The sequence below is a fragment of the Agarivorans sp. MS3-6 genome, assembly GCF_054112545.1.
The window spans coordinates 3,134,013-3,147,507 of the sequence record NZ_CM134202.1; the positions used below are offsets into that span (position 1 = coordinate 3,134,013).

Consider the following 13,495-nt stretch of genomic DNA (forward strand, 5'->3'; position numbering starts at 1 on the left):
AGGAGAGCATCAGCTCTCCTTTTTACTGTCTCAATTAAATAAGCAAACCAGGAGGGTAGCCTTGAAAACGGTCAATGTGGCGGTGGGAGTCATCGTTAAAGGTGAGAAAATACTATTAAGCTTGCGCCATCAGCAGCAACATCAAGGCGGCAAGTGGGAGTTTCCCGGCGGTAAAATTGAAGCGCAAGAAAGTGTTGTCGAGGCGCTGGCCCGCGAGTTGCAAGAAGAACTGCTCATTAATATCGCCCACGACAGCTGCGAGCCTCTAATTCGCATTGAGCACGACTATGGCGATAAACGAGTATGTTTACATGTTTATACCGTTAAACGCTTCTCAGGGGAGCCTAAAGGGGCAGAGCAGCAGGAGATACGTTGGGTCGATAAAGCCAAACTGGCAGACTACCAATTTCCGGCCGCTAATCAGGCCATTTTACAGGCCATCCAACAACGCGAGCTGTAGCAAGCTCAAGTTAAACATGCCTATAGCATTGAATGCTTACAACCGGCATGCTCGAAGTTGAGAAACAACACCGCTAAGGCTATTAGAAAACTAAACAGAGGGGGCGCCTGGTCAAGCAAGGCTCAAGCTTAAAACTGCCAGCTGTCGGGTTTGTCTTCGTCTTCAACCAGTTCTTGTCCAGCGATAAACTTCGCTTCACTGGCCCATTCGCCAAGATCGATCAGTTTACAACGCTCACTGCAAAAGGGGCGAAACTCACTGCTGCTATTCCACACAACATGGGTATCACAAGTGGGGCATTTAACTATTGGGTCTGATTTTTTCATTAGGCAATCTTACAGCAAAATAGGCGACAGCTAATATCTTCAACTTCTAGATTAGCGGCGCTGATAAATTTAATCGCAAAGCGGTGTTTATGACCGCTCACCGTGGGGTAGGCTTGGTATTTATTGTCTACTTCAATCCGCAGTAACCCACAATCTTGAGCCATCCCTTGGTAAAAGCCCTTGGTTGCCACTACCGCGATAGCTTGGTGCTGCTCTCTCAGTAGCTGCAGTAATTGGCTTATCGCCGCTGCGACTGGCTGCAAGGGCTTTAACCAGAGCGCGACTTGGCTGTCGATCTGTTCGGGTTGTTGATTAAGCCAATAGTGCAAATAGGGTAAATCGAAGCTGCTATTGCCACCAGGCAAACATAGTCGCTGACGAATATTAGCCAATAGCCTATCGTCTTTTAAATGATCTGATACCCGTGCGTGTTTGGCGATGGTACTGATTAAGCTTTTCACTTGCAGCAGTAACTGCTCAATTTTACTGGTATCAACATTTGGCAAGGCTGCCCATTGGGCTAACTTTTCGGCCTGTTTTCTTAAGTCTTTTTGTAGGTCACTGCGCCATTCGCTGCGCTCTAATATTTCTGATACCTCAAACAGTACTCTGAAAAATTGTTGCTGCTGCAAGGGATGCTGCAAGGCCTTAGCCAGCATCAGTTGCTCAAACAATTGCTCTAAGCGTAAGTAATTTCTTACTTTCTCATTTAAGGGGTGTTCAAATATCAATGTTGCCATGTCTATTTAATAACGCTGGGTTGAAGATGACTTATCTAAACTAGTGTAACCATTGGTGTTTCAACTGTCATGGCTTTTGGCAAGATTAAGGTAAAAGCGGTGTAACTCGGCGACCTTATTGGTTAAATTCACTAGGCTGCTGTCGTTTACAATCACATCGTTGGCCGCGGCCAGCTTATCTTGGCGGCTCATTTGCGAATTGACAATTTGTTGCGCTTGTTGTTCGCTCACTTTGTCCCGTTCAATAGTACGGTTAAGCTGAGTGGCTAGCGGCACATCAATCACTAATACTCGGTCTACCAAGGTTTCTAGTTGGTTTTCTAATAACAGCGGCGCAACTAACAATTTATAAGGGCCGTTTACAGTGGCTAATTGCTGTTGCATCTGTTGGCGAATCAAGGGGTGTAGCAGCTGATTTAACCACTGTTTTTGGCTGGGGTGTTGAAAGATAATCTGCCTCAGTGCTGGGCGATTAAGGCGGCCATCGTCTAATAATACCGGTTTGCCAAAATGCTCGGCAATTTTAGCTAGCGCCGCTTGCCCTGGCTCTACGACCTGGCGGGCGACTACATCGGCGTCCACCACGGGCACACCTAGCCGTTCAAACTCGGCCGACACTTGGCTTTTACCGCTGGCGATACCGCCGGTTAGTCCTACGATCATGGTGGCCTCCACCTTAATTTTTGGCTTGAGTTTTCGCTTGAGTTCAGGTTTTAGATAACACTTAGCGCGCTTCAAGCTCAAGCCAGAGGCTCAAGCTCAACACTGCGAAGGCTTAGTGTACCAAGCCAATATAGCTAAAATACCAGTGTTGTATGGCGTCGCCAAAGAATAAGTAACACACTGCGCCAATGGCTAAATAAGGGCCGAAGGGGATCGCTTGGTTTTGTTTGTGTTTAGCCAACACCATTAAGCCTATGCCAACGCTGGCACCAATCAGTGAAGACAGCAATATGGTTAAAGGCAGGGCTTGCCAGCCAAACCACGCGCCGATCATCGCTAATAGCTTAAAGTCGCCGTAACCCATGCCTTCTTTACCGGTGAGTAGCTTAAATAGCCAAAACAAGCTCCATAAAAAACCATAACCAATGGCTGCGCCGAGTACTGCATCTTGCAGGTTAACAAAGTTTGCATCCAGATTAATCAGCAAACCTAACCACAGGGTGGGTAGGGTGATTTGATCGGGCAAAAACATGGTATCTAAATCAATCAAGGCCAAGCACAGTAAAATAATGCAAAAGATACTGGCCAGTACAAACTGAATGCTAAAGTCAAATTGCCACCAACACGCCAAGGCAAAGCCAGCGCTAGCAAGCTCTACCAGCGGGTAGCGGGCGCTAATGGGGTTTTTACAATTGGCACACTTGCCACGTAATACTAGCCAGCTCACAACCGGGATATTTTGCCAAGCGGTGATCATGCTTTTACAGTTGGGGCAGCAAGAGCGTGGCACCATTAGGTTGTAGGGCGCGTTGGTTTGTGGGTCTGGGATTTCCGCTGGCTGAGCATCATCAGCCAAAAAACTTTGGCACTCGGCTTTCCACTGGCGCTGCAGCATAATCGGCAGGCGATGAATCACCACATTAAGGAATGAACCTATACATAGGGCGAATAATAAGCAGAAACCCAGCGCGGTGGCTGGGTAGAGTTCAATAAAAGTATCCATGTTTAACCGACAACTGATCCAAGTTTAAAGATGGGCAAATACATGGCCACTACCATACCACCAACCAATACCCCTAATATTGCCATAATTAAGGGCTCAATTAGGCTAGTTAAACCATCTACCGCATCATCCACTTGCTGTTCATAAATATTAGCTACCTTATCTAACATGCTATCTAGCGAGCCTGCTTCTTCACCAATCATCACCATTTGCGTCACCATATCGGGGAAGATATTGACGGTGCGCATCGCGATATTCATTTGCATACCGCTGGTGACCTCAATGCGCACTGCATCAATGGCATTACGATAAACTACATTGCCCGAGGCACCAGAGGCCGAGCGCAGCGCGTCAATCAACGGGATACCGGCAGCAAAAGTGGTTGATAGGGTGCGGGCAAATCGGGCCATGGCCGCTTTATGTAAAATCGGGTTGATTACAGGTATTCGTAATACAAATCGGTCGGTGGCATCTTTCACCGCTTGTGAGCGGCGATGGGCTTGCACATAGCCGACTATTATTGCGGCTATACCACCAAAAATAACTGGCCAATAGTCTTGTAAAAAGCGCGAAATACCAATCACAAATTGGGTAAAGGCCGGAAGTTCGGCGCCAAAGCTAGCAAAAATCTCTTCAAATTGAGGTATCACAAACAATAATAAAATCGTGGTGACAATGATTGCCACAAGAATTACAGCTGTCGGGTAAAACATCGCTTTTTTAATTTTAGATTTAAGCGCCTCGGCCTTCTCTTTATAAATCGCCACCCGATCGTAAATAGTTTCTAAGGCGCCACTTTGCTCGCCAGCTTCAATTAAATCACAATATAAACCGTCAAAATAACGTGGGTGTTTACCTAGGGTCTCTGATAAGGCGGTACCTGACTCTACTTCGGCACTAATTTCACTGATTAGCTCACGCATCGCCGGTTTTTCAACACTTTTTGCAATAATGCTAAAGCTTTGTACTAAAGGCACCCCGGCCGATAACATGGTAGCGATTTGCCGTGACACAATTGCTATGTCCATCGGGTTAATTTTGTTGCCCAGTTGGCTAAGAAAGCCTTCGCTTTTCTTTTTGACCTTGGTAACGGTGATGCCTTGGCGGCGCAGTTCAGCTTTTACTTGGCTAATGGTTTCTGCTTGATATTCACCACCTACCTTGCCGCCTTTGCGGTTGATGCCACTCCAAGTATAGGCATTGATTTTTTTAGCGACAATTTTTCGTTTAGTGGGGGTTGCAGTAGCCATAACATCCTTGCTAACAAAGTGGAGCAAAACTATAAAATGAATTCGTTAAATTTATCAGATAATTACTAAGAGAAAACCGTCAATTTATACATTTGTGACTCGCTCCACTTCTGACAAGCTAGTTACCCCAAGGCGGGCCTTTTCTAAGGCGGACATGCGCAGTGAGTACATGCCCTCACTAACCGCTTGTTCAGAAATTTGAATCGAGTTGCCCTCGGCCATTATAAGCTTGGCAATGGCCGAGCTCATGGGCATCACTTCATAAATGCCCACTCGGCCCTTAAAACCGCCGGTGCATTTTTCACAGCCTACCGGGTCAAACAATTTTATGCCCGCTTCTACTTGGCTTTGAGTAAAACCCACTTTAGGTAGTAAGTTGGCCTCTATCATCTTGGGTTTTTTGCAATGCTCACATAGGCGGCGTGCCAGCCGCTGAGCAATAATTAAACTGACCGAAGAGGCGATGTTAAAGGCCGGCACCCCCATATTTAACATGCGGGTGAGGGTTTCCGCGGCTGAGTTAGTATGCAGGGTGGATAATACCAAGTGACCTGTTTGCGCCGCTTTAATCGAAATTTCAGCGGTTTCTAAATCACGAATTTCACCCACCATCACTACATCGGGATCTTGGCGCAAAAATGCCCGTAATGCACTGGCAAAGGTTAAACCGGCGCGATTATTAATTTGTACTTGGTTCACCCCTGGCAGGTTTATCTCTACCGGGTCTTCGGCGGTTGAGATGTTGATCTCGGTGGTATTAAGAATGTTTAAACCGGTATACAAAGAGACGGTTTTACCCGAGCCGGTCGGGCCGGTGACCAGTATCATGCCCTGTGGTCGGGCCAAGGCATCTAAATAAAGCTTTTTCTGCGCGTCATCGTAACCGAGTATATCAATATTCAGGTTAGCCGCCGAGGAGTCGAGAATACGAATCACGATTTTTTCGCCCCACATGGTGGGCAGCGAGTTAACCCGCATATCAATGGCTTTATTACGGCCAGTTTTCAGCTTGATGCGGCCATCTTGTGGCAGGCGGCGTTCAGCAATGTCCATTCGGGCCATTACTTTTAAGCGGGCCGAGAAGCGGTTGGCCAAGTTGATTGGTGGGCTGGCTATTTCATGCAAAATGCCATCGATACGAAAGCGAATCCGGTATTTCTTTTCGTAGGGTTCAAAATGTAAATCAGAGGCGCCACGGCGAATCGAGTCCATTAATATCTTATTAATGTAAACAACGATCGGCGCATCATCTTGTTTGTTATCTTGTTTTTCATCTAGCCGAGAGTCTTCATCACTGACTTCTAAGCCACTGATGTCGTCATCAGAGATGTCGCCTAAATCAAGGTTGGCGCTATCATCCACTAGAGACTGAATCGCCTTAAGTAATTTAGTTTCTTCAACTAATAGCGCTTCAACATGTAGCCCAAAATTAAAACCAAAATCTTCAAGCGCGGCAACGTTGCTAGGGTCTGCCATGGCCACATAAAGGGTTTGGTTTTGACTATAGACCGGTAATACGTGGTGTTTAAATATCAGCTTATTATTGAGGAAGTTTTGCGGGATCTCGCTTAACTCAATGGCATCTAAGTCCAATAAGGGAATACCAAACTGGCTTTCGCAAAAATCGGCCAACTCACGACTCGAGATCAGTTCGTTTTCAACCAATATACTAGTAAATGCACGTTGCTCTGACTTACTGCGTTTATAAAGCTCAGTGAGTTGCTCAACTTTTTCAGGAAAAGAAACGGCCAAGCTAGAAGCTAGGCCGTTTAGGTTATCTACAGTCATGAATTAACACATAGTTGTTACAGAGCAAGTTCCCACCCACGTAATTTGTGCGCCGTTACCGCCTCCCGTTGGTGTTAAGGTATAGTTACCTAAACTTGCATCTGTAGATGTCACTAAAATAACACCAGCAGCAACACCAATAGAGGCTACTTTACCGTAAGCTGTTGTAGCTGGAATTCCTTTAGTGCCTAAAGCGCAATCAGCCATTGCATTGCTTAGTGAGCACACTTCGACAGCTTGCTTGTAGGGTGCTGCTGCAGATATGACCTCAGCGAATTGAGCTTTCTTCGAGTAGGTGTTGTAGGCGGGCAGGGCCACAGCAGCCAAAATAGCGATAATCGCAACTACGATCATCAATTCAATTAGGGTAAAACCAGCTTGCTTGTTAGCAGCTTTGGCTTGGAGGTTTTGTAGTGTTTTCATTGCGTCTTTCCTTTACACAAGTTTTAGAAGTTGTTTTCTTTACCGTTTTTTCTATCAGGGCTGATTTGAAATTATAATTATTTCAGTATCTTCCTTGATATTACGATGCTATAAACTAGATGCTTATTAGAGCATACGTACTATATTAGTATAGTTTTTTTTAAAAAAACGCAATCAAATCGTGATCTTAGCAACACTGTTGCAGACTTAGCTGTACATAAAGCTATACAGCTAAATGTGCTTATCCACAAAAATTATGCGACAAATCTCATACTTAGGTCTAGCGCCTTGACATGTTTGGTTAACGCACCCACTGAAATGAAGTCGACCCCAGTTTCAGCATATTGGCGAATCGTGGCTAAGGTCATGTTACCTGATGCCTCTAACTTTGCTCGGCCCTTGTTAATCGCCACTGCTTGCTGCATTAGTGCCACGCTGAAGTTATCTAACATTACAACGTCACTGCCTGCTTCTAGTGCTTGCTCAAGCTCAGCTAAGTTTTCAACTTCTACCTCAACCTTTTTACCCGGTGACAGTTGGCGGGCCTTATCGATGGCCGCTTTAATACCACCACAGGCCATAATGTGGTTTTCTTTAATTAAGAAGGCATCGTTTAAGCCAAAACGGTGATTGGTACCCCCACCACAGGTGACCGCGTACTTAGAAGCATAGCGCAAACCGGGCAAGGTTTTACGGGTATCGAGTAATTTGCAGCGAGTACCTTGCAATAAATCCATGTATTCGGCCACTTGGCTGGCAATGCCAGACAAGGTTTGAATAAAGTTAAGTGCTGAACGCTCGCCGGTTAACAAGATGCGCGCCGGCCCGGTTAAATAACAAAGGGCCTGGTTTTCTATTACCCTATCGCCGTCGGCGACCAGCCACTCAATTTCGACTTGCTCACCTAACTGGCGAAACACTTCATCGGCAAAGGCTTTACCGGCAAATACGGCGGGCTCACGGCTGATAATTTTGGCTTTGCTGATTTGGCTGTCGGGGATCAAAGCGGCGCTAATATCTAATTGTGGGTTTAGGCTACCCAAGTCTTCGATTAAAGCGGCGGTGACGTTGTCCCGTAATTGTTCGGCATTCATGCATCGGTACTCGGCGGTTAAGAAGAAGTTAATATATAGCCTATTAGGCTAATTGCGCGGCATTTTAACTCAGAAACTTGCCACTTGCATGGTCAAATCTTAGCTTTATTATAAACTGCTTAAAGCGATAAGTGATCAGCGGCAAGCCATATAGAATAGAGCCTTAAGTTTTAAGCCTTAAGGTAAAGCCTGTAGCGCGCTTAGTTCTTGGCTTTTAGCTTGAGGCTTATAGCTTATAACTTAAGCCTTACAGGTAAGGCCTGCAGCGCGCTTAGTTCTTGGCTTTTAGCTTAAGGCTTATAGCTTATAACTTAAGCCTTACAGGTAAGGCCTGCAGTGCGCTTAGTTCTTGGCTTTTAGCTTGAGGCTTATAGCTTATAGCTTAAGCCTTACAGGTAAGGCCTGCAGTGCGCTTAGTTCTTGGCTTTAAACTTAAGGCTTATAGCTTATAACTTATAACTTGAGACTTATAGCTGATTAACTTTTGGGCGTTCTAAGCGGATAGCTAGCTGCATTTTAGGAGTATTTATTGAAGATTAACTCGCAACACCAATTAAGCGCAGCACAGCAGGTGCCTAGCCCCTTTTATAACCAACGGCCCGGCTGTGAGCCCAGCTTGTTGGTGATTCATTGCATTAGCCTACCCGAGGGGCAGTATAACAATGGCCATATCGATGCCTTGTTTAGCGGTTGTTTGGATTGCTCACTAGATGCCAGTTTTGCCGATTTGGCGGGTTTAGAGGTGTCGGCGCATTTACTGATTACCCGCGAGGGCGAACTGAAACAATATGTGCCATTTAATCTGCGCGCATGGCATGCGGGGGTCTCTAGCTTTGAGGGGCGCGAGGCTTGCAACGATTACTCCATCGGTATTGAGTTGGAAGGCACCGACAGCAGTGAATTTACCACTGAGCAATACTTTAGCTTGCAGCAAGTGACTAAAGCTTTGCTGGCGCATTACCCGCAACTGTCTAAACAACGCATTGTTGCCCATAGTGAGATCGCGCCGGGGCGAAAAACCGATCCCGGTAGCGGCTTTGACTGGGCTGTTTATTTAAATGGGCTGTGAGTCGCTTGGTTTGCTAGGCTAATTGGCTTACTATTTATGGCGATGGAAGGCGTTTTTGGAGAGTTATCAGCTACATGTCATTAATATCACTGTTATTAGCACTCAGTTTAGAGCGGGCCAGACGCATTGGTGCAGATTGGTGGTGGCAGCATGCCTTTCATTGGTGGCTAAAACGCTTTGATAGTGCCTCGGCCTTTTGGCAAATTACTATGGCGGTGTTGCTACCTAGCTTATTAATGGTTTACCTGCAACTGAGTTTGAGCGGTTGGTTATTTGGCTTGCCTAGTTTGGCTTTGTGGATTTTTGTACCGCTTATTACCTTGGGTTGCCCGCCCTTGCAGCAAGGTTATCGTGACTACTTGCGCTCGGCTGCAGAAGGCAACGAACAAGCCTGCAGCGAATTTAATCAACAGCTATTAGAGCAAATACATCCGCTACATCAGGTAGACCCTAAAGAATCTATCGCCATTTCAACTGGTACTCAGCTAATGTGGTTAAACTATCGTTATTATTTTGCGGTGATTTTTTTCTACGTATTAGCAGGCCCAGCTGGGGCCTTGTTTTATGCTTGTAGTCGCGGCCTATACTTGCATAAGAGCACAGAGGTACAAGCTCTCTCGCCAAGCATTAACACCTTTATGCATTATTTAGACTGGCTGCCTAGCCGCTTAGCCAGTCTTTGTTATTTAGCCGTAGGCAACACTAATCAAGCCATTACGGTGTGGTTACCGTCTCTAAAAGACCGCCAGCACAGTAATGGCTACTGGTTAACTAAAGTGGCGGTAGCGGCAGAGTTATCTGAACAAGAACATGATAGCGAAATGTTATGTGTTGCTACCACCTGCCGTTTTGTTAGTTTAGCGAAACGCGGCATTATGTTGGCGATAGCAATTATCGCTGCACTCACCATTGCTGGCTGGCTAATCTAAGCCAGGGTTGCAGCGCTTCGTCGCTGCGATTTTATTTCACATTCCCTATTTATCTTCCCGCTGTTGTTTACATTGTGGCGATCTAGTTCACAAAAAAAGGTCAGACCAAGTTTATTTGTACGACAAATGTATTTACAATACTTAGGCCTTTATGCTTGCAGGTTTGATGTAGATCAATTTTTCTGGACAGGGTGTTTCGTATTTGTTAATTTGCTGCGTGTAAATTGGTAATACCAATATTGATTGAATGGAAATTGATGAACTACCAACAAATTAAACCGCCAAAACTTGCCGATGTAATTGCAAAGCAATTAGAGCGAATGATCTTAGAAGGCAGTTTACCGCCTGGAGAGCGTTTGCCCGCAGAACGTGAATTGGCTAAGCAGTTTGATGTATCGCGACCTTCGTTGCGTGAGGCTATTCAACAATTGGAAGCCAAAGGATTGGTAATACGCAAGCAGGGTGGCGGTACTTATGTACAGCAGAAACTGCGTGAAGCGCTCACCGATCCCTTGTTTAATTTATTGTCCAATCATGATGAAAGCCAACTAGACTTGCTAGAGTTTCGGCATGCAGTTGAAGGTATTTCTGCTTATTACGCCGCCTTACGAGGCACCGAAGCAGACTTAGAAAAAATACAGTTGTGCCACGAGCAAATCGAACTGGCTCAACTAGATGGTAATACTGAGCAAGAAGCAAAAGCGGTGTTGAGCTTTTATGAGGCGATTACTGAAGCATCACATAATTTGGTGTTGTTTCATCTAATCAGAGGCTTAAGTCCATTGTTGGAAAAGAACATCATGGACAACTTTAAGGTCTTGTATACCCGCCCCAGTGTGGCCGAAAAAATACGCCTTCATCGGGTATTGATGTTACAGGCCATTTTGGATGGTAAGCCGGATGATGCGCGTGAAGCTTCACATAAACACTTAGCATTTATAGAAGAAACACTATTACAAATTGAGCGAGAGGAGAGTCGCGTAGAGCGTTCTAATCGTCGTTTAAAACAATTGAAAGTTTAACTCAAATCACTAGCCTGACTAGTGTTTTGAATAATGATAAATAACTGATAAGGAAACAGCCATGTCAGAGGTACTGAAGCATGATGTTGACTCACTAGAAACCAGTGAGTGGATCGACGCCATTGAATCTGTGATCCGTGAAGAAGGCGTTGAACGTGCCCAGTTCTTGTTAGAGCAGGTCATTGCTAGCGCTAAGATCGACGGTTTAGCCGGTCCGGGTGGAGCAATTACTAGCGATTACATTAATACTATTGCGGTAAGTGACGAGCCAGAATACCCAGGCGATAGCGTGATTGAACGTCGTATCCGTTCTATTATTCGCTGGAACGCAATTATGATTGTATTGCGTGCTTCTAAGAAAGATTTAGACCTTGGCGGCCACATGGCGTCTTATCAGTCTTCTGCAGCCTTTTACGAAGTGTGTTTTAACCACTTCTTCCGTGCGCGCAATGAAAAAGACGGCGGCGATTTGGTGTACTACCAAGGCCATATTTCTCCAGGTATTTATGCCCGTGCCTTTGTTGAAGGGCGTTTAACGGCTGAGCAGCTAGATAACTTCCGTCAAGAAGTGGGTGGCAACGGCTTAAGTTCGTACCCGCACCCTAAATTGATGCCTGAATTTTGGCAGTTTCCTACAGTATCTATGGGTCTTGGCCCTATCTCGGCGATTTATCAAGCGCGCTTCTTAAAATACCTAACCGGTCGCGGTTTGAAAGACTGTACTCAGCAGCGAGTATACGCCTTCTTAGGTGATGGCGAGATGGATGAGCCAGAATCACGCGGTGCAATTTCTTTCGCCGCTCGTGAGAAGCTAGACAACCTATGTTTCTTGATTAACTGTAACCTACAGCGCCTAGATGGCCCAGTTATGGGTAACGGTAAAATCATTCAAGAGCTAGAAGGCCTATTTAAAGGCGCTGGCTGGAATGTGATTAAGGTGGTTTGGGGCAGCGAGTGGGATAGCCTATTGGCTAAAGATAGCTCGGGTAAATTATTGCAATTGATGAACGAAACCATTGATGGCGATTACCAAACCTTTAAAGCTAAATATGGTGCCTATGTACGTGAGCACTTCTTTGGCAAATACAGTGAAACTGCTGAATTAGTTAAAGACATGTCTGATGATGAGATCTTCGCCCTGCGTCGCGGTGGCCATGATCCCGTTAAGCTTTACGCTGCCTTTGATAAAGCGCGTAAAACCTCAGGTGTACCTACGGTTATCTTAGCCAAAACTGTAAAAGGTTATGGTATGGGTGAAGCGGCGCAAGGCAAGAACATTGCCCACGGCGTGAAGAAAATGGACATGAACTACGTTCAGCAGTTCCGTGACCGTTTAGGGGTTGATGTTAGCGATGCAGACTTACCTAATCTGCCATATATAGAATTGAAGCCAGGTACCGAAGAGTATGAATATTTACATGCTCGCCGTACTGAATTAAAAGGTTATACGCCAACCCGTTTACCTAAGTTCACTGAAGCCTTAGCCATTCCAGAGCTTAGCGAGTTTGATGCCTTATTGGGTGAGCAAAAACGCGAAATCTCTACCACTATGGCTTACGTTCGTGCCTTGAACGTGATGTTGAAGAACAAAGGTATTGGTAAAAATATCGTGCCAATTATTGCCGATGAAGCGCGTACTTTTGGGATGGAAGGTTTGTTCCGTCAAGTGGGTATCTACAACCCAGGTGGTCAGGTATATACCCCACAAGATAGGGAGCAAGTGTCTTATTACAAAGAAGACACCAGCGGCCAAGTATTACAAGAAGGGATTAACGAGTTAGGTGCAATGAGCTCATGGGTGGCAGCGGCTACTTCATACAGCACCAACGACGTGCCAATGATTCCGTTCTACATTTACTACTCTATGTTTGGTTTCCAACGTGTGGGTGACATGTGTTGGATGGCGGGTGACCAACAAGCGCGTGGTTTCCTATTGGGTGCCACTGCCGGTAGAACCACCCTCAACGGTGAAGGTTTGCAGCACGAAGACGGCCACAGCCTGATTTTGGCTAACACCATTCCAAACTGTATTTCTTACGACCCAAGTTTTGCATTTGAAGTGGCGGTTATCTTACAAGACGGTTTACGCCGCATGTATGGTGAGCAAGAGAATGTTTACTACTACCTGACGTTGATGAACGAAAACTACCATCAGCCAGCGATGCCTGAAGGTGCTGAAGACGGCATTCGTAAGGGTATTTATAAGTTTGAATCTAATAAGGGCAGCAAAGCTCAGGTTCAATTGCTCGGTTCTGGCACGATTATGCAACAAGTACTTAAGGCCGCTAAAATCTTGAGTGAAGAGTATGACGTTGCCTCTGAAGTATTCAGTGTTACTTCGTTCAACGAGTTAACGCGTGAAGGGCAAGCGGTTGAGCGTTTCAATATGCTAAACCCAGACGCAGCCGAGCAGGTACCGTTTATCACTGAAACCTTAAGTGATTTACCTACTATTGCTGCCACTGACTATATGAAGCAATACGCTGAACAGGCGCGTGCTTATATTCCTGGTAGCTACAAAGTACTAGGTACCGACGGATTTGGTCGTAGTGATAGCCGCGAAAACTTGCGTCGTCACTTTGAAGTGAATTCAGATTACATTGTTTTAGCCTCGCTCACTGAGCTAGCTAAAGCTGGAACAATCGATAAGAAGTTAGTAGGCGAAGCCATTGAAAAATACGGCATCGACACTGACAAAGTTAACCCTCTCTACGCGTAAGGGCGAAGT

Annotated in this window: 13 protein-coding genes; 5 read left to right on the forward strand and 8 right to left on the reverse strand. The window is 45.6% G+C overall.

Annotated elements, in window-relative coordinates; translation table 11 throughout:
• Positions 1-61: 61 nt before the first annotated feature.
• Positions 62-460: an 8-oxo-dGTP diphosphatase MutT gene (mutT, locus tag ACVFI8_RS14385; RefSeq protein ID WP_457871710.1), complete on the forward strand. Its 399-nt coding sequence runs from the start codon at positions 62-64 to the stop codon at positions 458-460.
• Between the two features lie 128 nt (positions 461-588).
• Here mutT and yacG read toward each other — a convergent pair whose 3' ends face one another.
• The 8 genes from yacG to nadC all read right to left on the reverse strand — a co-directional run bounded on the left by yacG (position 589) and on the right by nadC (position 7,747).
• Positions 589-786 (reverse strand): DNA gyrase inhibitor YacG, encoded by a 198-nt coding sequence (gene yacG, locus ACVFI8_RS14390; RefSeq protein WP_248712880.1) that lies wholly within the window; start codon positions 784-786, stop codon positions 589-591.
• On the reverse strand, positions 786-1,526 hold the full coding sequence (gene zapD, locus ACVFI8_RS14395; RefSeq protein ID WP_457871711.1) for a cell division protein ZapD: 741 nt from the start codon (positions 1,524-1,526) through the stop codon (positions 786-788). The genes yacG and zapD overlap by 1 nt, the downstream gene beginning before the upstream one ends.
• Positions 1,527-1,586: 60 nt before the next feature.
• Positions 1,587-2,189 carry a dephospho-CoA kinase gene (gene coaE / locus ACVFI8_RS14400; RefSeq protein ID WP_457871712.1) on the reverse strand — a complete coding sequence of 201 codons (603 nt, stop codon included), beginning with the start codon at positions 2,187-2,189 and terminating at the stop codon, positions 1,587-1,589.
• Between the two features lie 112 nt (positions 2,190-2,301).
• Complete coding sequence (locus ACVFI8_RS14405; protein ID WP_457871713.1) at positions 2,302-3,192, reverse strand: prepilin peptidase; 891 nt, start codon at positions 3,190-3,192, stop codon at positions 2,302-2,304.
• Positions 3,193-3,194: 2 nt separating this feature from the next.
• A complete protein-coding gene (locus tag ACVFI8_RS14410) occupies positions 3,195-4,442 on the reverse strand; it encodes a type II secretion system F family protein (RefSeq protein ID WP_457871714.1) in 1,248 nt (415 codons plus the stop codon).
• Positions 4,443-4,526: 84 nt separating this feature from the next.
• A complete protein-coding gene (gene pilB / locus ACVFI8_RS14415; RefSeq protein WP_457871715.1) occupies positions 4,527-6,230 on the reverse strand; it encodes a type IV-A pilus assembly ATPase PilB in 1,704 nt (567 codons plus the stop codon).
• 3 nt (positions 6,231-6,233) lie between these two features.
• Positions 6,234-6,653 carry a pilin gene (locus tag ACVFI8_RS14420; RefSeq protein ID WP_457871716.1) on the reverse strand — a complete coding sequence of 140 codons (420 nt, stop codon included), beginning with the start codon at positions 6,651-6,653 and terminating at the stop codon, positions 6,234-6,236.
• Between the two features lie 254 nt (positions 6,654-6,907).
• Positions 6,908-7,747 (reverse strand): carboxylating nicotinate-nucleotide diphosphorylase, encoded by an 840-nt coding sequence (gene nadC / locus ACVFI8_RS14425; RefSeq protein WP_457871717.1) that lies wholly within the window; start codon positions 7,745-7,747, stop codon positions 6,908-6,910.
• Positions 7,748-8,276: 529 nt separating this feature from the next.
• Here nadC and ampD point away from each other — a divergent pair.
• The 4 genes from ampD (at position 8,277) to aceE (ending at position 13,486) form a co-directional block, all read left to right on the forward strand.
• Complete coding sequence (ampD, locus tag ACVFI8_RS14430; protein ID WP_457871718.1) at positions 8,277-8,816, forward strand: 1,6-anhydro-N-acetylmuramyl-L-alanine amidase AmpD; 540 nt, start codon at positions 8,277-8,279, stop codon at positions 8,814-8,816.
• Positions 8,817-8,890: 74 nt separating this feature from the next.
• Complete coding sequence (gene ampE, locus ACVFI8_RS14435) at positions 8,891-9,745, forward strand: regulatory signaling modulator protein AmpE (RefSeq protein ID WP_457871719.1); 855 nt, start codon at positions 8,891-8,893, stop codon at positions 9,743-9,745.
• A gap of 257 nt (positions 9,746-10,002) precedes the next feature.
• Positions 10,003-10,767, forward strand: a complete 765-nt coding sequence (pdhR, locus tag ACVFI8_RS14440; protein ID WP_248712872.1) for a pyruvate dehydrogenase complex transcriptional repressor PdhR — start codon at positions 10,003-10,005, stop codon at positions 10,765-10,767.
• Between the two features lie 61 nt (positions 10,768-10,828).
• On the forward strand, positions 10,829-13,486 hold the full coding sequence (aceE, locus tag ACVFI8_RS14445; protein WP_457871720.1) for a pyruvate dehydrogenase (acetyl-transferring), homodimeric type: 2,658 nt from the start codon (positions 10,829-10,831) through the stop codon (positions 13,484-13,486).
• Positions 13,487-13,495 lie beyond the last annotated feature (9 nt).

Excerpts from the sequence above, each read along its gene's own strand:
- yacG (WP_248712880.1), bottom strand. The coding sequence starts at position 786 with ATGAAAAAATCAGACCCAATAGTTAAATGCCCCACTTGTGATACCCAT.
- zapD (WP_457871711.1), bottom strand. The coding sequence starts at position 1,526 with ATGGCAACATTGATATTTGAACACCCCTTAAATGAGAAAGTAAGAAAT.
- coaE (WP_457871712.1), bottom strand. The coding sequence starts at position 2,189 with ATGATCGTAGGACTAACCGGCGGTATCGCCAGCGGTAAAAGCCAAGTG.
- ACVFI8_RS14405 (WP_457871713.1), bottom strand. The coding sequence starts at position 3,192 with ATGGATACTTTTATTGAACTCTACCCAGCCACCGCGCTGGGTTTCTGC.
- ACVFI8_RS14410 (WP_457871714.1), bottom strand. The coding sequence starts at position 4,442 with ATGGCTACTGCAACCCCCACTAAACGAAAAATTGTCGCTAAAAAAATC.
- pilB (WP_457871715.1), bottom strand. The coding sequence starts at position 6,230 with ATGACTGTAGATAACCTAAACGGCCTAGCTTCTAGCTTGGCCGTTTCT.
- ACVFI8_RS14420 (WP_457871716.1), bottom strand. The coding sequence starts at position 6,653 with ATGAAAACACTACAAAACCTCCAAGCCAAAGCTGCTAACAAGCAAGCT.
- nadC (WP_457871717.1), bottom strand. The coding sequence starts at position 7,747 with ATGAATGCCGAACAATTACGGGACAACGTCACCGCCGCTTTAATCGAA.
- ampE (WP_457871719.1), top strand. The coding sequence starts at position 8,891 with ATGTCATTAATATCACTGTTATTAGCACTCAGTTTAGAGCGGGCCAGA.
- pdhR (WP_248712872.1), top strand. The coding sequence starts at position 10,003 with ATGAACTACCAACAAATTAAACCGCCAAAACTTGCCGATGTAATTGCA.
- aceE (WP_457871720.1), top strand. The coding sequence starts at position 10,829 with ATGTCAGAGGTACTGAAGCATGATGTTGACTCACTAGAAACCAGTGAG.